This window comes from Azospirillum tabaci, assembly GCF_014596085.1.
Lineage (GTDB): Bacteria > Pseudomonadota > Alphaproteobacteria > Azospirillales > Azospirillaceae > Azospirillum > Azospirillum tabaci.
Window position 1 is genome coordinate 43,540 of record NZ_JACCJY010000004.1, and the last position, 14,250, is coordinate 57,789.

17 protein-coding genes are annotated in these 14,250 nt (G+C 69.5%); 8 read left to right on the plus strand and 9 right to left on the minus strand.

The genetic code is table 11. The features are described from left to right. Window positions 1–302: 302 nt before the first annotated feature. Complete coding sequence (locus H0B54_RS07005) at window positions 303–719, minus strand: Ros/MucR family transcriptional regulator (protein ID WP_014238866.1); 417 nt, start codon at window positions 717–719, stop codon at window positions 303–305. 55 nt (window positions 720–774) lie between these two features. Here H0B54_RS07005 and H0B54_RS07010 point away from each other — a divergent pair, with 55 nt between their 5' ends. Continuing rightward, entirely contained in the window at window positions 775–1,065 is a 291-nt protein-coding gene (locus tag H0B54_RS07010; RefSeq protein WP_247894941.1) for a sulfurtransferase TusA family protein, read from the plus strand. 3 nt (window positions 1,066–1,068) lie between these two features. Here H0B54_RS07010 and H0B54_RS07015 read toward each other — a convergent pair whose 3' ends face one another. Next, window positions 1,069–1,566, minus strand: a complete 498-nt coding sequence (locus H0B54_RS07015; RefSeq protein ID WP_188259767.1) for a GNAT family N-acetyltransferase — start codon at window positions 1,564–1,566, stop codon at window positions 1,069–1,071. Then, window positions 1,563–2,249, minus strand: a complete 687-nt coding sequence (gene tsaB, locus H0B54_RS07020) for a tRNA (adenosine(37)-N6)-threonylcarbamoyltransferase complex dimerization subunit type 1 TsaB (protein ID WP_188259768.1) — start codon at window positions 2,247–2,249, stop codon at window positions 1,563–1,565. The genes H0B54_RS07015 and tsaB overlap by 4 nt, the downstream gene beginning before the upstream one ends. 101 nt (window positions 2,250–2,350) lie before the next feature. On the opposite strand from tsaB, the gene ddpX reads away from it, so the two are divergent. Both ddpX and H0B54_RS07030 read left to right on the plus strand, forming a co-directional pair. Then, a complete protein-coding gene (ddpX, locus tag H0B54_RS07025) occupies window positions 2,351–2,902 on the plus strand; it encodes a D-alanyl-D-alanine dipeptidase (RefSeq protein WP_094301428.1) in 552 nt (183 codons plus the stop codon). A gap of 218 nt (window positions 2,903–3,120) precedes the next feature. Next, the gene (locus H0B54_RS07030) at window positions 3,121–4,161 is read left to right on the plus strand and encodes a polysaccharide deacetylase family protein (protein ID WP_188259769.1); all 1,041 of its coding nucleotides are present in this window, start codon (window positions 3,121–3,123) and stop codon (window positions 4,159–4,161) included. Between the two features lie 64 nt (window positions 4,162–4,225). Here the strand turns inward: H0B54_RS07030 and H0B54_RS07035 are convergent, their stop codons facing one another. Continuing rightward, a complete protein-coding gene (locus tag H0B54_RS07035) occupies window positions 4,226–4,780 on the minus strand; it encodes a NifU family protein (protein WP_094301426.1) in 555 nt (184 codons plus the stop codon). A 108-nt stretch (window positions 4,781–4,888) separates the two neighbouring features. Between H0B54_RS07035 and H0B54_RS07040 the strand changes: the two genes are divergently transcribed. After that, window positions 4,889–6,133 carry an adenylate/guanylate cyclase domain-containing protein gene (locus H0B54_RS07040; RefSeq protein ID WP_188259770.1) on the plus strand — a complete coding sequence of 415 codons (1,245 nt, stop codon included), beginning with the start codon at window positions 4,889–4,891 and terminating at the stop codon, window positions 6,131–6,133. A 30-nt stretch (window positions 6,134–6,163) separates the two neighbouring features. After that, window positions 6,164–7,630, plus strand: a complete 1,467-nt coding sequence (locus H0B54_RS07045; RefSeq protein WP_188259771.1) for a fused MFS/spermidine synthase — start codon at window positions 6,164–6,166, stop codon at window positions 7,628–7,630. 4 nt (window positions 7,631–7,634) lie between these two features. Here H0B54_RS07045 and H0B54_RS07050 read toward each other — a convergent pair whose 3' ends face one another. The 4 genes from H0B54_RS07050 to H0B54_RS07065 all read right to left on the minus strand — a co-directional run bounded on the left by H0B54_RS07050 (window position 7,635) and on the right by H0B54_RS07065 (window position 10,972). Next, window positions 7,635–8,201, minus strand: a complete 567-nt coding sequence (locus H0B54_RS07050) for a universal stress protein (RefSeq protein ID WP_246472388.1) — start codon at window positions 8,199–8,201, stop codon at window positions 7,635–7,637. 3 nt (window positions 8,202–8,204) lie between these two features. After that, complete coding sequence (locus H0B54_RS07055) at window positions 8,205–8,984, minus strand: TIGR02186 family protein (protein ID WP_149165364.1); 780 nt, start codon at window positions 8,982–8,984, stop codon at window positions 8,205–8,207. Beyond that, complete coding sequence (locus H0B54_RS07060; RefSeq protein ID WP_014238878.1) at window positions 8,981–9,898, minus strand: sulfite exporter TauE/SafE family protein; 918 nt, start codon at window positions 9,896–9,898, stop codon at window positions 8,981–8,983. Before H0B54_RS07060 ends, H0B54_RS07055 begins: the two co-directional genes overlap by 4 nt. A gap of 63 nt (window positions 9,899–9,961) precedes the next feature. Next, a complete protein-coding gene (locus tag H0B54_RS07065) occupies window positions 9,962–10,972 on the minus strand; it encodes an adenosine kinase (RefSeq protein ID WP_188259772.1) in 1,011 nt (336 codons plus the stop codon). A gap of 177 nt (window positions 10,973–11,149) precedes the next feature. On the opposite strand from H0B54_RS07065, the gene H0B54_RS07070 reads away from it, so the two are divergent. Next, complete coding sequence (locus H0B54_RS07070; RefSeq protein WP_188259773.1) at window positions 11,150–11,842, plus strand: EI24 domain-containing protein; 693 nt, start codon at window positions 11,150–11,152, stop codon at window positions 11,840–11,842. A gap of 192 nt (window positions 11,843–12,034) precedes the next feature. Further along, the gene (locus tag H0B54_RS07075; RefSeq protein ID WP_188259774.1) at window positions 12,035–12,874 is read left to right on the plus strand and encodes a bactofilin family protein; all 840 of its coding nucleotides are present in this window, start codon (window positions 12,035–12,037) and stop codon (window positions 12,872–12,874) included. Window positions 12,875–12,972: 98 nt separating this feature from the next. Here H0B54_RS07075 and nth read toward each other — a convergent pair whose 3' ends face one another. Continuing rightward, window positions 12,973–13,632 carry an endonuclease III gene (gene nth, locus H0B54_RS07080; protein WP_246472389.1) on the minus strand — a complete coding sequence of 220 codons (660 nt, stop codon included), beginning with the start codon at window positions 13,630–13,632 and terminating at the stop codon, window positions 12,973–12,975. A 93-nt stretch (window positions 13,633–13,725) separates the two neighbouring features. Here nth and H0B54_RS07085 point away from each other — a divergent pair, with 93 nt between their 5' ends. After that, window positions 13,726–14,238, plus strand: coding sequence for a DUF2244 domain-containing protein (locus H0B54_RS07085; RefSeq protein ID WP_246472390.1), 513 nt, complete (start codon window positions 13,726–13,728; stop codon window positions 14,236–14,238). The last annotated feature ends 12 nt before the right edge of the window (window positions 14,239–14,250 follow it).

The following is a 14,250-nucleotide window of genomic DNA, read 5'->3' on the forward strand; positions in this document are numbered from 1 at the left end:
CTGGCGTTGTTCGGGTCGCGGCAACCGTCGGTTCCCCTTCCGGAGACCCGTCGGGCACGGAACAGGGATAACACGAATGGCCGGCTGCCGGTCAACCGCAACGTGACGAACCCGCCCCCGGCGAGCCCGGACTCCGGGCAAGCCACAAGGTCCGGCCCCGGCGAACGGGGACGGCGGCAAGGCGGGACAGTAATGATCACGCGGGAAGGAAGAAAAGATCACATCCGGGCGATGGGGTTCCGGGGCGGACCGAACAGCGGCGGTCCGCCGGACACCAACGCACAAGCCCGATGGGATGGACCTTAGGCCGCGCCGCGGCGGGCGCGGGTGCCGAGACCGATCTGCTTGGCCAGCGAGCTGCGCTGGCGGGCGTAGTTCGGGGCGACCATCGGATAGTCGGCCGGCAGGCCCCAGCGGTCACGGTATTCCTCAGGCGACATGTCGTAGGCCGTCTTCAGATGGCGCTTGAGCATTTTCAGCTTCTTGCCATCCTCCAGGCACACAATGTAGTCGGGAGTGACGGACTTCTTGATGGGCACCGCGGGCTGCGGACGCTCCTCCGTCGCAACCGGCTCGGTCCCGACATTCGCGAGTGACTTGTACACCTGCTCAATCAGCGTCGGAAGATCGCCGAGAGCGACTGTATTGTTCGAGACATGCGCCGCCACGATCTCCGTGGTCAGAGACAACAGCGCGTTGGAAGGGTTACCATTGCTCATGTAAGCTTGCTCCGCAGCTTGGCGTTCCTCTCCATATAAAGAGGTTTGTGGCCGCGTGCAATATCCATCCTTTGCTCTTAAAGAGGAAGCAGTGTACGAAAAAAAATCTCCGGATTTGTTTTTGGACATCACCACCGAGGTGTGCCCGTTAACCTTCGTCAAGACCAAGTTGTCGGTGGAGCGCATGGCGGCCGGGCAGACGCTTGAAGTCCGGCTGAACGCTGGCGAGCCCTTGGAGAACGTGCCCCGATCCTTAGCCGAACTGGGCCACTCCATTCTCGCCGTGACGCCCGAAAATCCGGATGAGCCGGACGGAGTGCACCGCCTGCGGATTCAGAAAGGTTAATGTTTATTCGTCGGTGTACGAATACCGCAACACCAGGGCGGCAACCCTTCCGTCCGCTCTGCGGTAATAGCCGGGACGACGGCCGACGGCAAAGAAACCACAGGATTTATACAGGGATTGCGCCATACCATTGTCTTCGGCGACTTCAAGGAACAACGCGGTGGCGCCCAGCGCCCGCGCGCCGTCCAGCGCCGCCGCGACCAGACGCCGCCCGGTGCCCTGCCCCCGCGCGTCGGCACGGACGCCGACGGCGATGATCTCGCCATCCTCGGCGGCGACCCGCGCCAGCAGGAAGCCGACCGGATCGTCGCCCTCATCGCCATCCCGCAAGGCCAGCACGGAGAAGAAGCCGGGCTGGCCGATCAGGCCGGCGACGGCCTCGCTGCCCCAGGGATCGTCGGGAAAGCAGCCCTGCTGCAAGGCCGCGATCACCGCGGCGTCGGCGAGGCCGGCGGTCTGAAGACGGACCGGATGGGACGTCTCGGGCGGAACCGCCGTCATGCCGTCTTCCGTGGGAGGGACACGTCGGGCGGGCGCAGGTAGAAGGGCTGGGCCGGCAGCCCGACCTCCCGCCGGGCGCCCAGGGCGGCGACCACGGCGGCGTCGGGCGTCCCGGTCCCGGCGGCGAAATGGAGGTCGGCACGTCCCTCCAGGAGCGGGCGCAGCGCGGCCGCCCCGTCCCCGGCGACCAGCAGCGGCCCGGTTCCGGTCTCGGTGGCGAGCAGCCCGTCCAGCCAACCCGGCACCGCGGCGGGATCCAGCATCGCCGGTTCGCCGAACGGCGTCAGGTCCGGACGGAACAGCTGCAGGAACGGCTCGGTGCGGCGGGAGTCGACGGCGACCAGCACGGTGCGGCCCTCCCGCTCCGCCTCCGGCAAGCCGTGGGCGATCGCGTCGAAGCTGGTGATCCCGACCACCGGCAGCCCGGCGGCCAGGGCGAAGCCGCGCGCCGCGGCCAGCGCGATGCGCAGCCCGGTGAAGGCGCCCGGCCCGACGGTCACGGCGATGCGGTCCAGCGCGTCGAAGGCGCAGCCGGCCTCCGCCAGCGCGGCCTGCGCCAGCGGCACCAGCGCTTCCGCCTGCCCGCGGGCCATCGGCTCGCGCCGCCGTACGGTGACGGCACCGTCGTCCCACAGCGCGGCGGAACAGCCGGAGGTCGCCGTGTCCAGTCCCAGAACTCTCATCGCCTCACACGCGTCGTCAGATCCGCCATCTTCAAAGCCCCACTTCAAGCCTGGGTCAAGAGCGTGATAGACAGCCCCGACCTTCCCTGACGGCATGGATCATGCTCACACCCATCGCGCCACCGGACTTCGACGTCGACATCGAACTTCTGTACGCCACGCCGGACAACCTGACCGGGGTGCCCATCTATCGGTTCCCGCATTGCTTGCTGCACCCCGATGCGGCGGTGGCGCTGCGCGCGGCGATCCGGCTGGCGCGCGGCATCGGCTGCCGGTTGCGGCTGTACGATGCCTTCCGCCCGGTCGAGGCGCAATGGGCCTTGTGGCGGGCGCTGCCCGATCCTTCCTACATCGCCGATCCGTCGGGCGGCTCCACCCATTCCCGCGGCATCGCGGTGGACCTGACGCTGGCCGACGGGACCGGGCGCCCGCTGGACATGGGCACCGGCTTCGACGACATGACCGAGCAGTCCCACCATGGCCGCACCGACCTGACCACCGAGCAGCAGCGCAACCGCGCCGCTCTTCTCGGCGTCATGACGGCGGCGGGCTGGCGGCATTACAGCTGCGAGTGGTGGCACTATCAACTGCCGGACGAGCAGCGCTACCCTCTGCTGACCGACGCGGCCCTGGGTGGCCTGATGATGGGCTGATCCCTGACGATCCGGCCTCCGGACGATGGGTCCGCGACCGGATGTCATAGGGCCTAATGTCACAGGGGTTGTTGCAAGGCTGCATCACGAAAGCGCCCGAAGCACGGCGTGTGTGTTGCGGACTTGTTCCCGGCGGCGTGCCTGTGCCACACCAGCCGTGGCGCAGCCCGGACCCTCCGTCCGGCCGCGCGACCGTTTCGGACCCACGACAGGCCACCATGCCGTTCCGCCGCGCCGCCACCGTGTTCGCCGTGGCCGCCGCCTGGGCCTTCCAGGCCCTGGCGGGAAGCCCCGGCATCGCGGCGGACGGAACGGCGAGCACCGCCGTCGTCTTCGCCTACGACCGGTTCGGCGAGGACCAGACCCCATCCATCAGCATCCGGATCGACCAGTTCGAAGCCCATCTGGACGAGCTTCAGGACAGCGACTACCAGGTCCTGCCCCTGCCCCGCATCCTGGAGGCGCTGCGCAGCGGCGCACCGCTGCCCGACCGGACGGTGGCGATCACGATCGACGAGGCCAGCCGCTCCGCCTTCCGCGAAGCGTGGCCGCGGCTGAAGGCGGCGGGTCTTCCCTTCACCCTGTTCGTGGCGACCGACGCCATCGACCGTGGGTCGCCCGCCCACATGAGCTGGACGGAGGTGCGGCAGCTCGCCGCCGCCGGGGTCACCCTCGGCGGGCTCGGCGCCTCCACCCAATCGCTGGTGTCCCGCCCCGCCGACGAGGTGAAGGCGGAGCTGCGCCGCATGGCCGACCGGCTTCAGGCGGAGACCGGCCAACGCCCCACCCTGTTCGCCTACCCGCAGGGCGAGGTGTCGTCGGCGGTGCGGACCATCGTGACGGAGCAGGGCTTCGCCGCCGCCTTCGGCCAGCAATCGGGCGTTCTGCACCCGCAGGCCGACCGGGCGGCCCTGCCCCGCTTCGTGATGAACGAGAGTTTCGGCAGTGTGGACCGCTTCCGGCTGGCCGCCAGCGCGTTGCCCCTGCCGGTGACCGACCTGACGCCCGACGATCCGCTGCTGGCCGTCAACCCGCCGTCGATCGGCTTCACCGTGTCGGACGAGGTCGGCGACATCGCGCGGCTGGCCTGCTTCGCCGCCGGCCAAGGCCGCACCACGCTGGAGCGCGTGACGGAGGACCGGGTGGAGGTGCGCATCCGCGACCCCTTCCCGCCGGGCCGCACGCGCGTGAACTGCACCCTGCCGGGCCCCGAAGGGCGCTGGCGCTGGCTCGGTATGCAGTTCGTGGTTCCGGAATAGGCGCAGAGACACGCCGGCGGGCGCGGTCCGTCTGTTCCGACCGCGCCCGTCCGGTGGGATGCCGTCAGCGGACGGCGCGGACCTCGACCACCTCGGGGATGTAGTGGCGCAGCATGTTCTCGATGCCGGCCTTCAGCGTGGCGGTGGAGCTGGGGCAGCCGGAGCAGGCTCCCTTCATCTCCAGATACACCACGCCCTCCTCGAAGCCGTAGAAGGTGATGTCGCCGCCATCCTGGGCCACCGCGGGACGCACGCGGGTGTCCAGCAGCTCCTTGATCTGGGTGACGATCTCGTCGTCGTCCGCGCTGGCGGCATGGCCGTCGCCGGCCGCCTCTTCCAGAAGCACCGGGCGGTTGGCGGTGAAATGCTCCATGATGACGCCGAGGATCGACGGCTTCAGCAGGAACCACTCCTTGTCACCGGCCTTGGTGATGGTGACGAAATCGGCGCCCAGGAACACGCCCTGGACCCCGTCGATCTCGAACAGCCGCTGGGCCAGCGGCGAAGCGGCGGCAACATCGCGGGACGGGAAGTCCGCGGTGCCGCGTCCGAGCACGTCACGCCCCGGCAGGAACTTGAGAGTCGCCGGGTTGGGCGTCTGCTCGGTCTGAATGAACATGGTGATATCCTCCATCGGCGCCGAACAACACTGGCGGCGTAGGCGAAACTTGGGCAGAATCCGCCGACAGATCAAGCATCGCATCTTTATGGTTATCGATCCGTGAGCATGGCACCGCCCGCGGCCACCGCACCGTCTACACCTGCGGCCCCATTCATCGACGACGCCGCGCGGGAAGTCGTCGAATGGCTGTTGCTGGAAGGACGGCACGCACCCGGCTTCGAGCCGATGATGGACCGCTTCTGCCGGCGCCTGATGGCGTCCGGCGTCCCGCTGTTGCGTGTCGTCTGCGCGCTGCCCCTGCTGCACCCGCAGATCCGCACCATCGCCTTCTTCTGGCGCCGCAACGCCGAGCAGGTGGAGACCACCACCCGCGCACACGGCACGGAAAACAGCACCGAATATCTGACCAGCCCCTTCGCCACCCTGATCGAGGACGGGGCCGACGGCCTGCGCTATCGGCTGGAGCAGATGGAGCCGCCCTGGCCCTACCCGGTCTTCGCCGAGCTGCGGGCGCAGGGGGCGACGGACTATGTCGCCATGACCGTGCTCTTCGCCGGGGGGCGGCGCAACGTGCTGAGCTTCACCACCGATCGGCCCGGCGGCTTTTCCACCGCCGATCTGGCGCTGGTCGACGCGGTGCTGCCGGCGCTGGGCGCGGTGCTGGAGACGCTGGCGCTGCGGCGGCTGGCGACGACGGTGCTGGACACCTATGTCGGCCACCGCACCGGCGCGCGCATCCTGTCCGGCGACATCCGGCGCGGCACCGGCGCCAACGTCCGCGCGGTGCTGTGGTACTGCGACCTGCGCGGCTTCACCTCGCTGGCCGACCGGCTGCCGCGCGAGGAGCTGATCGCGCTGCTGAACGGCTATTTCGAGATCATGGGCGGCGCCGTGGAAAGCCGCGGCGGCGAGATCATGAAGTTCATCGGCGACGCTATGCTGGCCATCTTCCCGCTGGAGGAGGGCGACCCGACCGGGGCCGCCGCCTGCACCAAGGCGCTGGACGCCGCGGAGGAGGCCCTGACCGACATGGCCGCCCGCAACGCCGAGCGCTCCGCCTGGGGCCAGCCGACCCTGCGCTGCGGCATCGCCCTGCACATGGGCGAGGTCATGTACGGCAACATCGGCTCCGCCAACCGTCTGGACTTCACCGTCATCGGCCCGGCGGTCAATCTGGTCAGCCGGATCGAGGGGCTGTGCAGCCGGCTGGAGCGCAACGTCCTGACCTCCGCCGAGGTGGCCGAAGCCTGCGCCAGCCGCCTCGTCTCGGTCGGCTGGCACCCGGTGAAGGGGCTGAACGACCCGATCGAGGTCTATGGGCTGAAGGAGAGGACAGGGACCGATGAATAGGGCGCTGCAACGAACCCTCGGTCGCCGGACTTGAGCGGTCCCGATCCCTCCCCCGCCCGCCCGTCCCTCCGCTCCTTCGCGCTGGTGGCCGCCGCCTTCTCCGCGGGCTGGTCGCTGATGATGATGGAGATCCTCGGCGGGCGGCTGATGGCGCCGCATTTCGGCTATTCGGTCTATCAGTGGGGCGCCGTCATCGGCGTGGTGATGACCTTCATGGCCGCCGGCTACTGGACCGGCGGGCAACTCGGCGACGGGCCGAAGGCGGTGCCGGCGCTGCGCGCCGCCCTGCTGGCCGGGGTCGCCGCGGCGGCGCTGACTCCCTGGCTGGGCAAGCCGATGCTGACCGACGCCGCCGGCCGCTTCAACGCGGTGGAGGGGTCGGTCGTCGGGGCGGCGCTGATCCTAGGGCTGCCGTCCTTCGCGCTGGCCATGGTGTCGCCGATCTGCGCGGGCTTGAGCAGCCTGACGGGTGCGGCGGCGGCGGGGCGGATCTACGCGGTCGGCACGCTGGGCAGCATCGGCGGCACCTTCTTCGCCTCCTTCTACGCGATCCCGCAGGTCGGGGTGTCGGCGGGCTACGCCCTGGCGGCGGTGCTGCCGGCGCTCGCCTGCCTGTTCATTCCGGGTGGGAAACGGGTGGCCGCCGCCGCGGCCTTGGCGATTCCCCTGGCCTGGGCCGCCGGCCATGGTGAGGGGCAGGGCTTCGCCCTCTACCGCGAGACGCCGCACAACACGATCATGGTGCAGGAGGACGCCGAGCAGATCCGCCTGCATCTGAACGTGGCCTGGGCCACCCAGTCGCGGCTGCGCAAGGACGGCGGCCCGACCGGCCTCTATTACGACCTGTTCGCCGCCGTCCCGGCCCTGGGACACGGCACGCGCGTCCTGGTGCTGGGGCTGGCCGGCGGGGCCGCCGCCAAGGAAATCCTCGATTCCTGGCCCGGCGCCGACGTCCTGGGGGTGGAGCTGGACCCCGCGGTGGTCGAGGTGGCGCGCGAGAAGTTCGGCCTGCGGCCGGAGGTGCGCGTTGCCGTGGAGGACGCCCGCCGTCATGTCGAGCGGTCGCCGGAGCAGCACGACGTGGTGATCGTCGATCTCTACTCGACCGCCTTGATCCCCTTCTTCACGGCGACCAGGGAGTTCTTCACGGCGGTGGAGCGCCGGGTGGCGCCGGGCGGCGTGCTGGTCATGAACGTCGCCTCCCCCATGGACCGCGACGCTCTGGTCGGGCCGCTGGCCGCGACGCAGGGCGCCGTCTTCCCGTCGGTGTACGTCGCCGACGCCGGGCGCGGGAATTACCTGCTGATCGCCACGAAGGAGGCGCGTACGCTTGAGGATCTGAGCGTACAACTGCGCGCCGCTCCGGCGGGTGCCGCGTACGCGGCCTCGCGCATCCTGGAGACGCTGGCCCCGGCCGAACTGGCCGGGCACCCCGTGCTGACCGACGACCGGTCCGACATCGACCAGCGCAGCCTCGCCGCCCTCTACGGGCGCTGATGCCTTACGTGATGGCGTCCAGCGCGTCGATGCCGATGCCGCCCGGCACGATGGTCAGCGGAATGCGCATCTTCGCGAGGCCGCGGTTGGTGAAGTAGGAGATCAGCGGCCCCGGCCCTTCCGGTTCGACGCCGGCGGCCAACACGAGGATGGAGATGCTCGGCTCCTCGTCGATCAGGGCCAGCACCTCGTCGCGGCGGTTGCCTTCACGCACATACAGGGCCGGCAGGGTGCCGGTCAGGCGGTTCACGTCGCGGGCGAGCTTCTGCAGCTTCTGCTCCGCCTCCGCACGCTGCTCCTCGCGCATCAGGTTCTCCAGGGCCAGCCACTGCTGCACCTCGCCCGGCTCGATGACGTAGAGCAGCGCCACCTTGCCCCCCGACTTGCGGGCGCGCAGGCAGGCGTAGCGCAGGGCGAGCTGAAGCTCCGGGCTCTCGTCCACCACGACCAGGAAGATGCGGACCGGCGGCTTGGCCACGGCCTCCGGTTCGGGAGCGACCGGGCCGGTCGCCGTCGGATCGTTTGCCGTCGGATCGTTCACCGTCGGATCGGTCGCAATCGGATCGGACATCGGTCACACCCTCCGGAAGATGGCGCCGGCCAGCCAGCCGGCGGCGATGGCGCCAATCACCGCGGCAACACCGTAAATCATCGGCTGGTTGCGCGCAAAGTCGTAGATTTCCGCGCTGAAGCCGACCTTGGACACCACCAGCGGCGTGGTCTGGGCGCTGACCACCTCGCCGTCGCGAATCAGCAGCGCTTCCACATTGTACAGGCCCGTCGGCACGTTGGCCGGGAAATAGATGTTGGTCCGGAACAGCCGCTCGCCGAGAAAGGCCACCTGCCCCAGGGTGATGCCGTACAGCCCGGCCCGCTGCTTGTTGCGGATCAGGGCGGAGCGGAACAGGGCGAGCTGGTCCGGGGCCAACTGCTCGCGCGGGCCGAGCTGGAGGTTCGGCAAACCGATCTGGTGACGTTCCAGCACCGGGCGGCCGACGAACTGGTCCAGCGGGCGGTTCGTCGCGACCATGTAGTAGCCCGGCACCTGCTCGAACCGCACGCTGCGCGCGTTGATCCAGATGCCGGCGATGCGCTCCTTGCGGCGCACCGTCACCGGGGTGCGCGGGCCGGTCACCACGATGGCGACGTCGCCCGCCCCGTCGGTGGTGCCGAACAGCACGACCTCCGTCCCGGTGAAGCCGGTGGTGATGGCGATCAGATGGCTCGACAGGTCGGCGACGAGCTGCTGCGCCCACACCGTGGCGGCCAGGAACACCCCCGCCAGAAGCCCCGCCAGCCCGCCGGCGACCCGGACGGACCACAGCCGCCCGGCGCCCTTGCGGACAGCGCTCACGACATCCTCGTCGAGATGGTGAAGACGTCGTTCGGCTCGACCACCAGATCGAAGGCGAGCTTCAGCGCCACCGCGACCACCAGCGAGGCCAACAGCAGGCGCGCCTGCTCGCCGCGCAGCCGGCCGCCGGCCTTGGTGCCGAACTGCGCGCCGACCACCCCGCCGATCAGCAGCAGCAACGCCAGCATCACGTCCACCGTCTGGTTGGTCGCCGCCTGGAGCAGCGTCGCCATGGCCGTGGTGAAGATGATCTGGAACAGCGAGGTGCCGGCCACGAGGCCGGTCGGCATGTTCAGCAGATAGATCATCGCCGGCACCAGCATGAAGCCGCCGCCGATGCCCATGATCGCCACCAGCATCCCACCGACCGCCCCGATCCCGGCCGGCAGCAGGGCGGAGATGTAGAGCTTGGAGCGCTGGAACCGCATCTTCAGCGGCAGGCCGTGCAGCCACATGTGGCGGTGCAGCTTGCCCCGCTTGGCGGTGGGGGCGCGGCGGCGGATCAGCGCGCGGCTGGCCTCCACCATCATCATCGTGCCGATGGTGCCCAGGAAGAAGACGTAGGACAGCGTGATCGCCGCGTCGATCTGGCCGATCCGCTGCAATATGGAGAAGATCCAGACGCCGACCACCGTGCCCACCATGCCGCCCAGCAGCATGACGACGCCGAGCTTCACGTCCACGTTGCCGCGGCGCCAGTGGGCGAGCACGCCCGACACGCTGGCGGCGACGAGCTGGTTGGCCTGGGTGCCCACCGCGATGGCGGGCGGAACGCCGATGAAGATCAGCAGCGGCGTCATCAAAAAGCCGCCGCCCACCCCGAACATGCCGGACAGGAAGCCGACGAGCCCCCCCATGCCGAGCACGAGCAGGGCGTTGACCGACATCTCGGCGATCGGCAGATAGACTTGCATGGGGGCGGAGCCGGCGGACGGGAAGGTCCGCCAGCTTATACCGTACAGGCGCTGTTCCGGCAATTAGGCCGGAACGCCCGCGTCCTTCAGCAGATCCGGCAGCAGATCGGCCAGCACGACGTCCGGGCGGGCGCCGACATGGCTGATGATCTCCGCCGCAGCCAGCGCGCCGATGCGGCCGCAGACGGCCGGAGACATCCCGCGGGTGAAGCCGTAGAGGAAGCCGGCGGCGTAGAGGTCGCCGGCCCCCGTGGTGTCGACCACGCGGGCCACCGGGGCCGCCGGAACCTCGACCACCTCGCCGCCGGAGACGATGACGGCGCCCTTCTCGCTGCGCGTCAGGGCGGCGGTCTTGCCGAGACGCTTCACCGCCTCCAGCGCGTCCTCGAAGCGGTCGGTCTTGTAGAGGGCGGTGATCTCATGCTCGTTGGCGAACAGGATGTCGACATGGCCCTCGACGAGGTCCAGGAACTCCGCGTGGTGGCGGTGGACGCAGAAGCTGTCGGACAGCGAGAGCGACACCTTGCGCCCGGCGCCGTGGGCGGTGGACGCCGCCTTGCGGAAGGCCTCCTTGGCGCGGGGCGGGTCCCACAGATAGCCTTCCAGATAGGTGACCTGCGAGTTGGCGATCAGCGCCTCGTCGATGTCCTCCGGCCCCAGCTCCACGCAGGCGCCGAGGAAGGTGTTCATGGAGCGCTGGGCGTCCGGCGTCACCAGGATCAGGCAGCGCGCGGTCGGGGCGCCGCCGTGGCCGGCCGCCGTCTCGAAATGCACGCCGGCGGCGCGGATGTCGTGGCGGAAGACCTGGCCGAGCTGGTCGCCGTGGACCTTGCCGATGTAGGCCCCCTTGCCGCCCAGCGAGGCGATGCCGGCCATGGTGTTGCCGGCGGAACCGCCCGAAACCTCGATGCCCGGACCCATGCGGCTGTACAGCGCCTCGGCGCGGGCGGCGTCGATCAGCGTCATCGCGCCCTTCTCGATGCCGTTGGCCGTGAGGAAGGCGTCGTCGGCATGGGCGATCACGTCGACGATGGCGTTGCCGATGCCGGTGACGTCGAATTCGGCCGTGGCCATGGGCGCTCCTTGGAAAGGCTGGGGAAATGCGGTGTCTGGACCGCTGAACAAAACCGGGCGCGAGTATAGCGGCCCGCCTTCACTTCTCAAGCGCGGCGCAAGGCCCCCTGGAATGGAACGGCCCGCCGTCGTAGATAAGCGTCGCCCGGCCACAACGGCCCCATAGAAAGAATCCGTATGATCCGCGCGCTGCTTCTCGCCATCGGACAGCTTTCCGACCCGGCGTCCCGCCGCGTCGTGTGGATCGGCGTGCTGTCCGCCATCACCGCCTTCGCCCTGTTGGCCGGAGCCGTGTGGTGGGCGCTGTTCCATACGGCGCTGACCGACTACGCCTGGGTGGACGGGGTGCTGGACGTGCTGGGGGGGCTGGCCGTCCTGCTGCTGGCCTGGGTGCTGTTTCCCGCTACGGTCGGCATGGTGTCCAGCTTCTTCCTGGACGAGGTGGTGCAGGCGGTGGAGCGGCGCCACTATCCCCAGTTGCCGCCGCCCCGCCAGACCGGCCTTGGTGAAGAACTGCTGACCGCGCTGCGCTTTTTCGCCATCGTCCTGCTGGTCAATCTGTTCGCCCTGCCCCTGTATCTGATGGTGCCGGGGTTGAACCTGCTGATCTTCTACACCGCCAACGGCTATCTTCTCGGCCGCGAATACTTCGAGATGGTGGCGATCCGGCGGATGGGACGGAAGGAGGCGGGGTTTCTGCGGCGCTCCAATCCGTTGAAACCATTTTTGGCTGGCGCGGTAATTGCCTTTCTTTCGACAATTCCTTTCGTCAACCTGCTGGTGCCGGTGATCGCGAGCGCCTTCATGGTCCATGTCTACCATTCCATGACGGGGTCCATGACGGGCCTTCCGCGCCGGGAAGGGCCGTGACGGACCGCTGTGCGGCGCGGTCCCGACCGTGCACCAAAGCCCACTTGCGGCCGGCCGGATGACCGTGTTACCCCGGCAGGGTGGTCTTTTGGCTGCTGTCGATCGGGCCCGGTCATGCGACGCCGCTTCCGATGACCCGACTTCAATGACCTGCCAACCTTCACGACCTGACTGACCTGGGGATCAACGTTCATGCTGTTCGGACGAAAGAATCCGCCCGTCGGTGCGCCGAAGACCCAAAGCGCCGACCCGGCCATCCCGGCCGCACCGCAGGCGGGCGCTGCCGAACCCGCGGCGGTGTCGCCGCTCGCCTCCCTGAGCAACCCGTCCGCGACGAGCACGCCTTCCGGCCCGCCGGCCGGCCCCACCCCGGCCGCCCGCACGCCGCAACCCGAGCCGATTTCCTCCAAGGGACCCGAGATGAACACGAGCACCCCGAAGCCGCCGGCCGGCGCCCCGATCCCCGGTTCGAGCTACAAGCCGACGGACATTCCGCGCCGCACCGTCGATCTGCCGGGTGCCGCGCCGCGTCGTCCCGAGGGTTACGGCGCGCCGGCCGCGGCTCCCGCAGCCGCCGCCGCTCCGGTCGCCCCGGCCCCGGCGCCCGCCGCTCCGCTGGCCAGCGACCAGCGCCGCCTGATCGTCGGCCGCGACATCTCGCTGAACGGTGAGATCGGGTCCTGCGACGTGCTGGTCGTGGAAGGCACGGTGGAGGCCAAGCTGCGCGACGGCCGGTCCATCGAGATCGCCGAGACCGGCCTGTTCAAGGGCGCGGTGGAGATCGACGAGGCCGACATCGGCGGCCGCTTCGAGGGCGACATCATCGTGCGCGGCCGCCTGACCGTGCGCTCCACCGGCAAGATCAACGGCTCGATCAAGTACGGCGAGCTGGCGGTGGAGGCCGGCGCCCTGCTGAACGGCGAGATCGGCAAATACACTCCGGCGGCCAAGCCGGCCGTGGCCCCCGCCGCCCCGGCGGAAGCGGCCGCCCCGGCTCCGGCGGCGCTGGACCCCATCGTGGTGGACGGCTAAACGCCGTTAAACACGGTTTCACGATCAAGCCCGGCGGGGATCGCTCCCTCGCCGGGCTTTTTCTTTTTCCAGTTATCGCGGGCGTTTCACGGGAAACATCACACCACGGCGGGCGGCAGCACCTTGTCCTTGAAGCCGCACAGGTCGCTGACCGGGCAGACGAGGCAGTCGGGCTTGCGGGCCTTGCAGACGTAGCGGCCGTGCAGGATCAGCCAGTGATGGGCGTGCCGGCGGTAGGCCTTGGGAACCACCTTCAGCAGCTTCGCCTCCACCGCGTCGGGCGTCTTGCCGGGGGCGAGGCCGGTGCGGTTGCCGACGCGGAAGATGTGGGTGTCCACCGCGATGGTCTCCTCGCCGAAGGCGACGTTCAGCACCACGTTGGCGGTCTTGCGCCCGACGCCGGGCAGGGTTTCCAACGCCTCGCGGTCGCGCGGCACTTCGCCGCCATACTGGGCGACCAGGATCTCCGACAGCTTGATGACGTTCTTGGCCTTGGTGTTGAACAGGCCGATGGTCTTGATGTAGCCGCGCAGCCGCTCCTCCCCCAGCTCCACCATCTGCTGCGGCGTGGTGACGATCCGGAACAGCGGACCGGTGGCCTTGTTGACCCCCACATCGGTGGCCTGGGCCGACAAGACGACGGCGACCAGCAGGGTGTAGGGGTTGATGTATTCCAGCTCGCTCTTCGGCTCCGGGTTGGCGGCGCTGAGGCGGCGGAAGAATTCCTGAACGGCGGCGGGCTTCATGGCGCGCAGCATAGCGGGACCCTGGCGGTCCATGCAAACATGGCGAATGGGCCGACACGCCGGGTGGAACGCGCGCCCGAGCCACACCAGTTTGTGTCCATGACCATGGCCCGTCATACCCTGCCCCCGGCTCCCCGCGTCTTCTTCGACGCGATCCTGCACCCCCACCGCAGCCTGGGGCGGCACGGCTTCCGCGTTCTGATGGGGGTGGTGATCCTTGTCAACCTGCTGATCGCCGGGATCTTCGCCGCCAACGGGGCGTGGCCGGTGGTTCCCTTCTGCGGGCTGGACGTGTTGATCCTCTGGCTGGCCTTCCGCGTCAACAACCGCTCCGCCCGGCTGTACGAGCGGGTGCGCCTGACCGACACCGACCTGACCGTCCAGCGCGTCGCCTGGAACAAGCCGGAGCGGCGCTGGAGCTTCCAGCCCAACTGGCTGCGCGTCACCATGGACGACCCGCCCCGGCACGGCAGCCAAGTGACCCTCACCTCGCACGGGCAGTCGGTGACCGTCGGCGCCTTCCTGACGCCGGACGAGCGGGCGGACTTCGCCAAGGCGCTGCGCGGCGCGCTGGCGCGGTGGCGCAGCACCCCCTGCCGTCCCGAACCGGTGCCCTGACCGCCTGTAGGA